This is a genomic window from Paraburkholderia solitsugae (assembly GCF_013177695.1).
In the GTDB taxonomy this organism is placed as follows: domain Bacteria; phylum Pseudomonadota; class Gammaproteobacteria; order Burkholderiales; family Burkholderiaceae; genus Paraburkholderia; species Paraburkholderia solitsugae.
The window spans coordinates 1-14199 of the sequence record NZ_WOEY01000002.1; the positions used below are offsets into that span (position 1 = coordinate 1).

The window sequence follows — 14199 nt, forward strand, 5'->3', positions numbered from 1 at the left end:
TCGCCAGACGTTGCCGCTGATTGCGCAACAGCGCTTCAAGCCCCTGCGTCGAACTCGCGCCGCCGTCACCACCGAGGCCGCGGCCGATGGCATCGTGGGCAAGCGCCAAAGGAATCAGACGGCTCGACGTCTGCTCGGCGCAGCCGTACGGATAGTTGATGAGATCGTCGGCGACGCGCGCGAATTGACTCGCGGCACTGCCGATGAAACGCACGCTAACGTCCTGCGCATCTGGCGGCAGATTGAGCGGCTTGTTCGAGCCGTCGAGCGTCACCGTGTTCTGATGCAGATCGAGCCAACCGCTCGCATCGAGATGGATGGTGGTCTGCAAGCGATCCACATCCTTACCCGCACGGCGCAAAGTCGCATCGATCACACCCGCCTTCAGCGCGCCGGTCGGCAGACGCAGATAGTTGGCGCCGCGCTTGAGCGTGACCTTCTGGTTCAACGAGAGACCACCACCGTCGACCACCCACTCGGCGTCCATATCCGCGTCGGTCTGATTGAAGGCGATCATGTCGATGGCCGGCTGATCGTTGACGCGGAAATGCGACGGCCCGCTCCACTTGAGATACAGCGCCTTGTCCGAACGCACATACGCGGTACGTTGACCGACCATGCCGTCCGGCGCCGCCGCACGCACGGTGATGCGCCAGCGGGCCAGCGAGTCCGGCATCTTGAAAGTCATGGTGGCGTGACCGTTCGCGTCGGTTTTCAGCGTGCCTTCCCACGCGGCCGTATCCTGATCGTCACGACGCGGCCGCTCGAGCACCTTCACGCCGCGCTCGTTGTAGTTCGCGCGTTGCGGGCCGCCCGGCGCACCCTTCAACGGCGAGCGCGCAAGGTCGTACGTAATGAACGACAGACTCGACGACGTCCGCACGTTGTTACGGCGCGGGTGATAGAAGAAGTCGACGATATTCGGTGCGATCTCCGGCTGCAACACGTAGACCATTTCATCGACCACGCTCACCGTCAGATTCGCCGCTTCCGGCTTGCCGTTCAGCGTGCTGTCGAAGTTCAGCGTGACCGTATCGCCCGGGCCGTACACCGGCTTGTCGCTCTTCACGTTCAGTTCGATCTGCGGTTGCGCAACCACGATGCCGGCATTCTGGAACACGTATTCGCCGGCATGCACGTACAGCACCGAGAACGTCATGTTCGGCGCGAACGCTTCGCCAACCTTGATACGCGCCTTCCATTGCGACGGCGCCACGCGTTGCAGTTGCAGCCAGTCGCCGCCTGCTGTCAGCAAAGCGCGGTGTTCGACGTTGTCTCGCTCCAGCGTCAGAAGTGCATCGTCGACCGGCATCGGGAAGGTAATCAGCGCTTCGGCGGTATCGCCGATCTTGTACCTGTCGCGATCGAACACGATCTCGACGCTGCCCGGAATCGCCTTCAGACCATCGCCCGCGACCCAATGGCTCGTGGCGGCAAGCAGATTGCCTGTGTCGTCCTTAACCGACAACATGTACGACCCTGGTTCGTCGAATTGCACCGGGAACGACAGCTTGCCGGCCGCCGTTGCGCCCTTGATTGCGCCTTCGCCATGCGTTTGCGATTCAAGGCGCGTCCACTCCCACTTAGCCGGCGCGTGCGAAGACGGATCGATCGTACCGAGTGCCTGAAGATCGAAATTGGCCGCTTCCTTCGGTTGCGAAAACGACTTAGCCGTCGACAAACGATAAGGTGTCGCGCCGCGTGCGATCAGCACCTCACGCGTCACACGCACCTTGTAGGCCGCGCCGTCCTGCGCGAACAGCGTCAACGCATACCGGCTCGGTTCTTTAGCGGCGGGCAGCGTGAGGCTCGCGTTGCCGTCGCTATCGGTCGTGAGTTCCTGCTGTTCCAGCTTGACCGGAAACAACCCCGCGTAGCGCAATTCACCATCGACGATCGTCACTTTCTGCGCACGCAGCGTGACCGACACCTTGCTGTCGCGCACCGGCTTGCCGTCCGGATAGCGCAACTGGATCTTGCCCTTCAGTTGCTCGCCCGTCGCATAGTCGGCCTTATCCATCGACAGATTGACGTCGAAATGCGGCTTCACATATTCGGCGACGCGAAATGCGCTGCCGTATACATCGCCGTTGTAATCGAAGCGCAGCTGATAACCGCCGGCGGTGGCATCCGCGGGAAGCGTGAACGAGGTATCCGCGCCCGTATCGGAAGCAAAATGAACCTTGCTGGTCGCCACCGGCGAGCCGTTCGGATCGAGCACGTCGAGCTTGATATCGGCTTCGGCAGAAGCGGTCGATTGCGTCGCGTTCTGGAAGGTGCGGCCGATGAACTTCACATGCACCGCGTCGCCCGGCCGGTACATCGGACGGTCGGTGACGGCGTAGATCTTGGTGTTGTAGATCTCGCTGTCGTAATAGAAATTCTCCGAGACGAACACGCCGCCTTGCGGATCGGTACCGAGTATGTAGCTACGCTCGGGGCTCACGTGTTGCAGTACCAGCGCCCCGTCGTTGCCAGTGGCGCCGCTTTGCAGCACGCCGACGCCGTCGGTCCAACTCACGTCGGTATTCGGCACCGGCTTGCCGTTATCGCGCCGCGCAGTCCACACCAGCATGCCGCTCGACGCCGCTTTCACGACCGCGACCGTGTCCGACACGAACAGCAAGGTATGCGCGCGATAGTTGCCGATCACTGCCTCGACGATATACAGCCCCGGCGGCAGCTTGCCGACCGGAATCATCACATTGCCCGAACTCGCTTCGATGAAATTACTGCTGCTGCCTTCGAGATTCACGCCCTTCGGCGGCTCGATCACCTTCGCGTCCCAGATCGGATAGCGAAAGCGCGCGACCATGTCATAGCCTTTCAGCGGCGCGAATTGTGAGTTCTGCTGGAATTGCGTCTGCTTGCCGGTCTCCTCGCCGAGCTTGAATTGCGGCTCGGCTGCGGTCGCCTTGCTGCGCGTCGCGAACGACAGCACGCGCTGCCACGCGCGGCGTGCCTCGGTGAACCAGCGGTCCCACAGATAAGCCAGCGTATTCGCCAGCCCTTCGCCCTGGTAATTCGGTGCGACATTCAGGCGATGCAGATTCTTCTGCGCCTTCAGAAAGTCCAACGGCTTCGGTACGCGATACACGACAATGTCCGCGCCGCCATACCCTTGCAGCGCGTCCTTGAAGTCGCGGCCGGGCGCTTCGAGACGCACCTGCGCCAACTGATCGCTGCCGAAGCTCGCATCAGAAAGCAGGAAGAATGGCTGACCGTCTACCTTCTGCGAAGCGAAGTTGCTCGATGGCGCTGTTTGCAGCGTCGGGTTCGCGGCGATGTTGGTATCGGCTGCGGTGCTCGATGCGCTGTCGTCGGCATAGGCCGTTGGTGCAATAACGAGCGCCATGGCCGCGAAGAGCGCGACCAGCGTGACGCCCGCGCGACGATGTAAGTTGCCGAACCAGGCGCGCGACGCGGTGACGGAATTCATTCGGGTCATGGTGTCAGAAAGTCCAAACGAAATACGCCAACGAAATTCGGATTGCCGTCGAGCGGCTGCCAGCGGGAATCTTTCCATTGCATCAGGTCGGAGACGGCCACGGCGCGCAGACCGGTATCGGTCGGCGTAACGGTGCCTGTGTGATAAGCGATGTAGCGATCCAGCCAGATCATCAGATGCTGGTCGTCGCCCTGGTCGAAGAACAACAGGTCGTCGGGCAGCGCCTGGTTCACGTCCTTCGAAACAAAACGGCTATTGCGTTGAATCAGTGCGATCGCCGACGCGTACGCGCCGGTGGAACCGTCGAGCTGGGTCCAGCGATTCGCGATTCCGCGCTGCGATGCGGACAGTTGCAGTTCGGGCGGCATGCTGCTGGTGTCCGCGAGACTGGTCATGCCGTTTGCGCGCAGCCATTTGGTGTCGTGCGGCTTGAGCGTCTCGCCGACGGCAAAACGCACGAGGCCAGCGCAATCGCGTTGGGTCCAGCGCGGCGTCGGGCCACGACGCATTTGCTGGTCGACGATACGCACAAACCAGGCGCGAAAGGCGGCGGATTGTTGCGGTGAGAGCGCGTCGGGATCGGGCGATGCGGTTATGCTGGTGAGCGCGTTTGCATAGGGCGCGAGGCTCGCCATGACGAGCGCCGACGCAGCGCGCGCGAGCCACGTGCGGCGAGCGGCGGCCGGCGTGCCGTGCGCGTGCGTGATTGCATGCGCTGCGGGAGCGCGCGCGGGCGCTTGCGCCGCTACGCATACATCCTTCGCGGATACCACGTCACCGACGTGAAGGCGGCGCATTCAATCGCCCTCAGTGCCGGGTTGATCAGCAGGCGCGTCAGCCGCACCGGCGTCGGCAGCGCCACCTGCACCCGCCTGTGCGCGATCGAACCACCACTCCACCGGCACCCAACCCGTCGAACCCGGCAAGATCTGCGGCAGCGTCAACGAAACCGGCGGGTAGTGGGCGAGCGCATGCAGCTTCGGCACGAGATGCGTACGGGACGCGTTACGGAACACCTCTTCCTGATCCGCCGGCAACGCCGCGCCCGCTTCGCGTTCGATCAACGCAGCCGCGGACGAAGGCGTGAGCGTCAGAATCGTGCGCGGCAGACGCTGCGGCGCGAGCGTATCGGCGAGCGACGGATAGCGCTTGTCGAGCACGGCGAGCGTGTCGTCAACGAGACGCGAGTCAGGCGAAAAAATCAGATAACCGTGCGCCAATGCGAGCGTCACCGGGAAATAGCGCTCCGCCGACAGTTGCGATGCGAATGACGCCTTGCTGGACAAAGCGGTACCCGAGCGCGCACTGACCGGCCGTTGCCACACCGTGATGCCGGCGCCCTGGTCGTGCTTCGTGACCGGCAAGCGACGATAGCCCGAATCAGCGCCGGCGTCAGCGGATTGAGCGGCCTTCGCCTCGTACGCGCCAATCACCTCGCCAAAGGTCTTGCCAAGCGCGGTCTTCAGCGCAGCGATGCTCGCCGCGTCCTGCGTCTTCACACGAGCGACGAAGACCGGCGCGACCAGCGTGGACTTCGCATACCAGCAGACGGCCGCAGGGCCGGCGAGCTGATCGCCGATCGCAGCAGCGCCATCGGCGCCCACGCTGGCCACCTTGCCCAACAAGCCCGACGCCTCTTTCCAGTCAGCCGGCAAGCTCGCGCACGCCGCCGGATTGGCCGGCAACGCGCGCCACAAGTCGGCGCTATCCCACGCCTGAGGCAACTTGCCCGGCTCGATCAAAGCGGAGGTCTGCCAGTTCGCCGCAGCGCTACCGTTCGGCGAAAAATCGAATCGCAGCGCGTCGATACCTGAGAAAAACGCCTGATAACCAAACGACCAATAATTGGCCGACACCACCAGCCGGTGCCCCTTCGGCGCATCACCCGGCGCGTCCAGTTGATAGGCGCGCGCCGCGTCGTCGCGGCCTGACGACAGCATCTCGGACACGGCATCGGCCCGCTCGCCCAGCAAGCCGCCTTTCGCGTCGAGCAACACACCCGGCGCAGACAACACGACAAGACGGTCGTCCTTCGTCGCGAACAGAATCGTGCGGCCCACCGCCAGCTTCAACGCGTAAACCGGTACGTCGCCGGCGAGCTTGGCGACCTGGCTCAACTGCGAGTCGCTCGCAGCGACGTTACCGAAGCCTTGCAGCAGCTTCGCCAGCCCGTTACGGTGCATCGACATCACCCAGTAACCGAGGCGGCCGTCCGGCGAGCGCCACAGCAGCACATGCGCGGGTTCGTCGAATACGCGGCGGATCAGTTCATCGCGCCAGTCCAACTGATGTTCGAATGCGAGACGCCGCAGCGCGCCTTCCGTGGACAACCGCGTATCGTTCGATTCGTAATAGTCGACGAAGTCCTGCGTCAGCACGTCGTGCAACAGCGGCACACGCAAGATGTCGCGCGGCAAACGCGAGAGCGCTTCGCTGTCGATCACCGCATCCGGGTGATGAATATCGAGCACGATTTCGCTGGTCCCGGTGGCTTTGCGATGCGCGAATGGACGCCACACCGCCTGAATGACCACGCCGGCCACGACCAGAAGACCGACGACCAGGATTGCAATCTTTTTACGCGACATCTTCATTTGATTTTTTCTGGTTCGATGCGACGGTATTAATGTGGATGGCCGATGAATTAACTCATCGGGATCACTCGCCGAATGGCAGCGATGATAACCGATATTTTTAGTCCAAAACTAGCGGCACTCTCCATTTAACATTCAGCCATGTTTCAGGAGTTTGACGAGCAGAATTAAATTAATAGAAAGCACGTCCATTCGAAGCCGTTGCTTGAGTTAAAACGGCATGTGAAGGAGGCGACGGCATACAGGGAAACGGCGCCTGCTATCGGCGTCAACCACGCAGAGAAGAGCCGGCGAGCCGACTCCGGCTCCGTGCGACCTTACGCTGCTTTACCTGATCGGGATGTTTATGCTAAATCTCCGCGATTTAGTACTTGCATAAAAAAACCCGGCTGTGCACCGCGTGCTCACCGGGTTATTTAAAGTACTGCGCTTTCTGCTCTGCCTCGAATACCGCGCTAGCTGCGTAAACGGCGTTAGCCTTCGTCAAAAAAGTGCGAGCGCCTGCTTCATTCTCTGCACGCCGGTTTCGATTTCCGCTACACCAGGCGCAGCAAATGACAGACGCAGTGCCGCCAGATCGATATTGTCTTTATAGAACGCGACGCCCGGCACGAACATGACGTTGCACTCGATACAGGCACGCAGCGTGTCGGACGCATTCTGTCCATTCTTCAATTGCGCCCATACGAACATGCCACCGGCGGGACGATGAAACGCGATGGCGTCACCCAAATGCACATCGAGCGCATCGCACAGCGTGCGGCACTTCACGGCGTAGGCGTCGATGATCCGCGGCAGATGCCGCTCCAGCGCGCCGCTCGCGAGGTATTCGGCGGCGATGGCCTGGGTCCACGGCGAACTGCACAGGTCGACCGTTTGTTTGGCTACCACGCAACGGCGCAAGATTTCCGCATGCGCGACCATCCAGCCGACCCGCAAACCCGGCGCGACGATCTTCGACAGACTCGAAAAATGCACGACCCAGTCGCGCGAACCGGGCACCTGATCGCTCAATGCGAGCAGCGACGGCAACGCCGCGCCGCTGAAACGCAGGTCGCCATAGGGATCGTCTTCGACGATCAGAAAATGGTGCCGCGCCGCCAGTTTCAACAACGCCGTGCGGCGTTCGAGCGACAACGTCGCACCAGTCGGATTGGCAAAAGTCGGCACAGTGTAGAGCAGCTTCGGCGGCCGCGCTAATGTGCCCGCTTCGAGCAACGCGGCGAGCGCGGCGACATCGAGCCCGTCCTGATCGACCTGCACGGTCACCACGTCGGCCTCCTGCAGCTTCAGCGCCTGCAAGGTCGCTGGATAGGCGGGCTGTTCGACCAGCACCACATCACCCGGCGCGACCATCACGCGCAACAGTAGATCGAAACCCTGCTGCGAACCGGTCGTGACCAGCAATTCCTGAGACGTGCACGGCGTACCGCGCCGCGTCATCAAATGAGCGAGTTGTTCCTTGAGGACAGCAAGGCCATCAGTCGGGCCATATTGCAGACAGAGCGTGGGCTGCTGCGACGCACGCGCCGCGGCCGCATCCAGGCCCTCGCGATCGAACAGATCGCTGGCCGGATAGCCGCCGGCAAAGGAAATCATGCCGTGCTGCGCCAGATACTTGAACAGCTCGCGGATCGGCGAACCAGTCGGCGCTTCGAATGCGGGGTTGAACGTGAACATGGTGACGGGCCGGTTATCTTGTCGATTCTTGTCGATGGAAGTTCGGCATCGATTGTGGCCATCGTCAGGGCGAGCGGCAAACGATATCTACGCACTACGTATTGCGTTTTCCGCATCACCTCCAGCGCGCGGGCTAAACCACGTTCTTCTCCACGATCGGCCGGTTTTCGAGTACGCGAGTAAAGCTCAGCGAACCCAGATCGAGCGTCGTGTAGCGGCCATGCAGAATCAATTCGCTGATGCCGCGGCCGGTTGCCGGGCCCTGTTGCAAACCGTGCCCGCTAAAGCCATTGGCAAAAAGGCAGTTATCGACGTCGGGGTGATGGCCGATGATCGCATTCTGATCGAGCACGTTGTATTCGTAGTAACCGGACCAGCAGTTCTGCACGCGCAGCGCTTCAAATTGCGGCACACGATGCGCGAGTGCCGGCCAGATCACGTCGTCGAATAGCGCGTGATCGACTTCGTCGAGCGGCAAATCGTCGGGATCGTTGTCCGCTGACGGTGACGTCCCGCAGATGAACGATTTGCCCTCGGGGCGGAAATACACACCGCTCGGATCGATCAGCAACGGACAATGTTCGAGCCGCGCGGGCGAGGTGACATTGAAGATGCTTCGGCGTCGCGCAAATACCGGGAGGTCAATGCCGGCCATTTGCGCGATTTTGCGCGACCAGGCGCCCGCAGCGTTCACGACGAAGTCACAGGCGTAGACCTCGCCATTCGCGGTTTGCACTTGTGTTACGTGTTTGCCGTCGCGATGCAGCCCGGTGACGTCGGCGGCAACGTAGCGCGCACCGAGCGCCTGCGCTTTCTTGCGCAGCGCCTGCACGAGACCATAGCCGTCGAACCAACCCTCACCACTTTCACCAAAAGCGCCGGCAATGAGGTCTTCCGTATTGAGCCAGGGAAAGCGCGCTTGCAATGCGTCTTTGTCCAGCAAACTGATATCGGCGCCCAGACTCTTTTGCAACGCGTGATTCTCACGCAGCGTCGTCTCGCCCGCGGGCGTGGCGAGAAACAGGTAGCCGCCTTCGTGCAGATCGATCGACGGTTTCGCGCCGTCGATTTCGAGCCGCTCGCCGATCGAGCGCAGAAACTCGATGCCGAATAGCGACATCTGAATGGAAAGCGGGGTAGAAAATTGCTGACGAATGGATGCCGCCGACAATGCCGACGACGAACGCGCATACGTCGGATCGCGTTCAATCACCGTGACGCTGACTGTCGGATCGGACAGCCGCAGGAAATACGCAATCGAGCTGCCGATCACTCCACCGCCGACGATCACGACTTTGGAACTCACGTCTTACTCCACGAGTAGCGTGGCCGCTCAGAAACGGCGGGCGGCGCAAACGGATGGCTGAAAGAGGGTGTGAACAGCGGCGCGTAAATGCGCCGCCGCTTTCTGCTGAATGCTCTACTGCTTGATCACTTTTTCGCCGTACTGCTACTGACCGGATCAGCCGATATTGAAGTCGATGCCCTGCGCAAGCGGCAATGCCGACGAATAGTTGACCGTGTTGGTCGCGCGGCGCATGTAGGCCTTCCACGCATCCGAACCCGACTCACGACCGCCGCCGGTTTCCTTCTCGCCACCGAACGCACCGCCAATTTCCGCGCCGCTCGGTCCGATGTTCACGTTAGCGATACCGCAATCGCTGCCCGAGTCGGACAGGAAGCGTTCAGCTTCGCGCAGATCGGTCGTGAACACGCACGACGACAAACCGTGCACCGCTGCATTGTTCGCCTCGACCGCATCCGCGAAATCCGAATAGCGCAACACGTACAGGATCGGGGCGAAGGTTTCCTTCAGCACCACCGCCGTTTGCGACGGCATTTCGACGATGGCCGGACGCACGTAGTAGCCGCTTTCATAACCCTTTACCTCGACGCGCTCGCCGCCGAATACCTTGCCGCCTTCAGCCGTGGCCTGCTGCAGCGCTTCCTGCATGCGGGCGTACGATTGCTTGTCGATCAGCGGCCCCATCAGCGTGCCCTTTTCGAGCGGATTGCCGATAGGCACCTTGCTGTACAGCTGCTTCAGACGTTCGATCGTCTTGTCGTACACGCTCTCGTGCACGAACAGACGTCGCAGCGACGTGCAACGTTGCCCGGCCGTGCCCACTGCCGAGAACAGGATGCCGCGCATCGCAAGTTCGTGATCCGCCGTTTGTGCGACGATGCCCGCGTTGTTGCCGCCGAGTTCGAGTAGCGAGCGGCCGAAGCGCTTCGCCACTTCGACGCCGACTGTGCGGCCCATTTCCGTGCTGCCCGTCGCGCTAACGATCGACGCACGCGGGTCGGCCACCAGCTTGGCGCCAACGTCGCGGCCACCGTTGATCACTGCGGTCAGCCCGGCCGGCGCGTCGCCGAATTCCTTCAATGCCTCGATGAGAATCTGATTGACGGCGAGCGCGGTCAACGGCGTCTTTTCCGACGGCTTCCAGATCACCGCGTTGCCGCACACCAGCGCCAGCGCCGCATTCCACGCCCACACCGCCGCCGGGAAGTTGAACGCCGAGATCACGACGCATGTGCCCATGGGATGCCATGTTTCAGCCATACGATGCCCCGGGCGCTCCGAGGCAATCGTCAGACCATACAACTGGCGCGACAGACCGACCGCGAAGTCGCAGATGTCGATCATTTCCTGCACTTCGCCCATGCCTTCCTGCAGAATCTTGCCGGTTTCGAGCGTGATGATGCTGCCGAGCGCCTGCTTCTTTTCACGCAGACGATTGCCGAGCAGGCGCACCAGTTCGCCGCGGCGCGGCGCCGGGACGTCGCGCCAGGCCGTGTACGCCGCTTTCGCATTGGCGAGGGCCACGTCGACTTCCGCCACCGTGTTGCTGGCCACACGGCCGATGAGTTCGCCGGTGATCGGAGAATGAACCGCAATGTCACCGGCTTGCGCCGCGTGGGTGATGCCGAGGTCGGCGAGGATAGTCGAAGCGTTCATGAGAGTCCCTTTAATTTCCGATGCGAAACAAGAGTAAGTTCGGAAACTATACACGCGGGATTTTACGGCGGCAAGGGGATTTGCCCGGAGGCGCATGCCTGAGCCCCTGAGTAAGCCTGCGACGCCTGACTGGCGTGCGTGGATGCCGGCACGGGTGGCTGACGCGGACACGCCCACCGATCATTCGGTGGCGCACCGCCGTCTGCCTGCGCGTTTCTTATTGGAAATTTCTGACGACACCCATCTGCGCCTTGCCCGCCTTCGCCCCAGCCTCAAGCGCCGGCTATCAGCCTGTCGACCAGCACGCGCGCGAACGGCGGCAGGTCCTTCACGCTGCGCACACAGATTTTCAGCTTACGTTCGGCCCACACATCGTTGAGGCTGACGATCGCAATCTGCATCGTCTTCATGTGCCGCAGCGCGACCGATTCCGGCACGATGCCGATGCCCACGCCCGCCTCGATCATCCGGCACGCCGCCTCGAAATTGCCTACCTGGATGCGCAACTTCAAACGCGCACCGAGCGCATCGGCCGCACTGGTGATAAACGCATGGATCGCACTCGACGTAGGCAGGCTCACGAAGTTGGCATCGAGCAATTGCGCGAATTCGACCGAGGACTGCTTCGCCAGTGCATGATCGCGCGACGTCACCAGGACCAACCGGTCGTCGCGATACGGCAGCATTTCCAGATGTTCGGCGTGAACGTTGCCCGCGACGATGCCGATATCCGTCGCGCCATCCGCCACGCCTTTGACGATTTCGCCGCTCAGCACTTCACGCAAATCGATGTTGACGTCAGGATGATCACGCAGAAAATGACTCAGCACGGCCGGCATAAACTCACTGATCGCCGTGGTGTTGGCCCAGATGCGCACGTGGCCCTTGATGCCCTCGCCGTACTCCTGCATGTCGCCCGCGAGATGCTCGACCCGCTCCAACACGAGCCGCGCATGATGAACGAAGGCTTCGCCGGCGGGCGCGAGCGTCACGCCCTGGCTGGTTCGATAGAGCAACTTGAAACCCAGCTGCTCCTCGATATTCTTGACCCGGGTGCTGGCCGCCGGCGCGGAGAGATGCGAGCGTTCTGCCGCGCGCGCCAGGTTCCGCGTGTCGGCGATATTGAGGAGCAGACGCAAATCCACGAAATCGAAATGCATGATGACGGCCGGAAAAGAAACGCCAACGGGCGCTCGAATTGCAAAGTGCAATCTTAACCGGACACGAAACCACCGCTCGAAACCGTTGTTGCAATGGGTTAGGGCGTCGCGCCCATAATCCGCCGAGCTTTCAGAATCACCGGCATGTCCACCATCTTCCCATCGACAGCCACGGCCGCCCCATTGCTCGTCTCAACCGCTGCCAGCACGCGTATCGCCCATGCCTGCTCCGCCTCGCTCCATGCATAAGCGCGATGGATCGCATCGATCTGCTTCGGATGGATGCACAGCTTGCCGCCGAATCCAAAACGCCGCCCGCGGCGAGCGTCAGCTTCGATCTGTTCCATATCGGTCAGGGTGGTCGATACGCCATCCACCGGCGCACCAATGCCTGCCAGCCGCGACGACAACACGATCTGGGAGCGAAACAGATGCAGTTCTTCGTTATCGCCGTCGATACCGAGATCGAGTTGAAAATCGAGCGTGCCGAACACGATGCGAGCTACGCGTGGCGCAGCGCACAGTTCGGAGAGATTCGCAAAACCACGTGCAGTCTCGACAATGGGCAACATGCTCAGCGCAGGATGCGCATGCGCCAGCACGGCCTCGATCTGCTCGCGCGTTTCAGCCTTCGGCAGCACGATGCCGGCGACACCCGGATGCGCGACTAGCGCGGCGATGTCATCGTTAAACCATGACGTATCCGAGCCGTTGATCCGCACCCACGTACGCCCGGAAGCGCTGCCAGAAGCACCACCCAAAACAGCAGCCAGCACCGCCGCGCGCGCTGCCGGTTTTTCATCGGGCTGCACAGCGTCTTCGAGATCGAGAATCACCGCGTCCGCGCCAGCGGCATGCGCTTTCTCGAAGCGCTCCGGCCGGTTGCCCGGCACGAACAGATACGAACGCGGCAGCGACGCGTTCACCCTGCCACCGTAGCGTTAGCCTCAACACCGAACACAGACGCGACCTGCGCCTGCCCGGCAATCTGCCATGCGTTGCCGAGCAAGCATGCCGCCTCGCCCTCAGTCGCCGCCCCGGAAAACGCCGCCAGCCGATGCAGCTTGGTCGCGATCTCGTCACGCGACAGCGTATTGCCCGGATCCCCTTTCGGTTCGTCGACGCGGCCTTTGAACGTGCGGCCGTCAGTGGTCATGACCGTCACCTTGCCGATCCAGCGCGCCGGATAGGCGGCATCGACTTCGGCGTCGAACACCATGTCGACCTTATTGCGGAAGGCCGCGATCGAGTCCGCGTCGAAACCCTGTTCGAACTCCGTCACGCCCGCATAACCGTGATGCGCGACGAGGCCGAGAACCGTGCCCATGTTGAACTTCGCCTGATGCACGGTGCGCGGCGTGACGACCGCACCGAGCACGTCGATGGCGCCTTGATGAACGTGGGCGACCACCTTCGCAATATCGCGCGGGTCGAGGCGATGCGCCTGCACCACGGCGAGCAACGCGTCCGCAGCAGGGTGCGTGTGACGGCAAGCGGCGTGGTATTTGAACGAGGTTTCAGCAGTCGCCCAGCGCGAACCAAGCCGGTCGACGAGTCGCGCCGGATCGGCGTCGCTCGACATGCCGGCAGCCATGCCTTGCGCGCCTTCGAGAATATGCGTAGCGCCCTTGAAACCGTCGGCGGCGAGTTGCGCGGCCATCAGGCCATTGGCTGCGGCCATCGCGGTGTGCAGTTGCTTCGAGTCGGCGGCATCGCGCAGGAACTCCCACAGCCCACTGGCTTGCGTGCCCGCCGAGCCGAAAGCGTCGAGCATCTGTGTCGGCGACAAACCGAGCAAACGCCCGGCGGTGGCAGCGGCCGCAACCGTGCCAACAGTGCCCGTGGTATGAAACACCTTGTAGTGCGAACGTCCGAGAAATTCGCCGATGCGGATGCCCACTTCATACCCCGCCACTGCTGCCGCAATCAATTCGCGCCCAGAGGCGCGATTGGCCTGCGCCAACGCGAGCGCCACCGGAAACACCACGGTCGCCGGATGAAACACCGAGCCGTTGTGCACGTCGTCCTGTTCGGCAAAATGCGATGCGGCGCCGTTGACCATCGCCGCGAAATACGGCGTGGTGCGGCTGCGATCGATCAGGACTTCGCACGGGCCGGCTTTGACGGCGCCGCCGGCGTGACGCGCAAACCGTGCGATCGTTTCGACCGGGCGCGCACCTTTGCCGGCGAGTGCCGAGCCGAGCCAGTCGACGTACAGGTTGATGGTGCGCTCGACTACCGCCGGCGGAATGCTGTCGAAGTCGAGTTGGGCAGCGAAGGTCGCAAGCGTAAGGCTGGGATGATCGGTCATGGCGAGGTCGCTTTAGTGTCGCTTTAAGGTCGCGTCAGGTTCGT

At 62.2% G+C, this 14199-nt stretch carries 9 protein-coding genes; all 9 read right to left on the minus strand.

What is annotated here, in order from left to right:
* Positions 1 to 3448 (minus strand): MG2 domain-containing protein (locus tag GNZ12_RS00030; protein WP_172308434.1); only part of this gene is annotated, 3448 nt, incomplete at its 3' end.
* The gene (locus GNZ12_RS00035; protein WP_216673042.1) at positions 3445 to 4245 is read right to left on the minus strand and encodes a DUF1175 domain-containing protein; all 801 of its coding nucleotides are present in this window, start codon (positions 4243 to 4245) and stop codon (positions 3445 to 3447) included. The genes GNZ12_RS00030 and GNZ12_RS00035, both read right to left, overlap by 4 nt.
* Positions 4246 to 6042, minus strand: a complete 1797-nt coding sequence (locus GNZ12_RS00040; RefSeq protein ID WP_172308435.1) for a DUF2138 domain-containing protein — start codon at positions 6040 to 6042, stop codon at positions 4246 to 4248.
* A gap of 483 nt (positions 6043 to 6525) precedes the next feature.
* Positions 6526 to 7722 (minus strand): aminotransferase-like domain-containing protein, encoded by a 1197-nt coding sequence (locus tag GNZ12_RS00045; protein WP_172308436.1) that lies wholly within the window; start codon positions 7720 to 7722, stop codon positions 6526 to 6528.
* Positions 7723 to 7855: 133 nt separating this feature from the next.
* Complete coding sequence (locus GNZ12_RS00050) at positions 7856 to 9028, minus strand: NAD(P)/FAD-dependent oxidoreductase (protein ID WP_172308437.1); 1173 nt, start codon at positions 9026 to 9028, stop codon at positions 7856 to 7858.
* A gap of 156 nt (positions 9029 to 9184) precedes the next feature.
* Entirely contained in the window at positions 9185 to 10684 is a 1500-nt protein-coding gene (gene amaB, locus GNZ12_RS00055) for an L-piperidine-6-carboxylate dehydrogenase (RefSeq protein WP_172308438.1), read from the minus strand.
* A gap of 272 nt (positions 10685 to 10956) precedes the next feature.
* A complete protein-coding gene (locus GNZ12_RS00060; protein WP_172308439.1) occupies positions 10957 to 11844 on the minus strand; it encodes a LysR substrate-binding domain-containing protein in 888 nt (295 codons plus the stop codon).
* 98 nt (positions 11845 to 11942) lie between these two features.
* On the minus strand, positions 11943 to 12770 hold the full coding sequence (locus GNZ12_RS00065) for an HpcH/HpaI aldolase/citrate lyase family protein (protein WP_172308440.1): 828 nt from the start codon (positions 12768 to 12770) through the stop codon (positions 11943 to 11945).
* On the minus strand, positions 12767 to 14155 hold the full coding sequence (locus GNZ12_RS00070) for an MmgE/PrpD family protein (protein WP_172308441.1): 1389 nt from the start codon (positions 14153 to 14155) through the stop codon (positions 12767 to 12769). Before GNZ12_RS00070 ends, GNZ12_RS00065 begins: the two co-directional genes overlap by 4 nt.
* Positions 14156 to 14199: the final 44 nt, after the last annotated feature.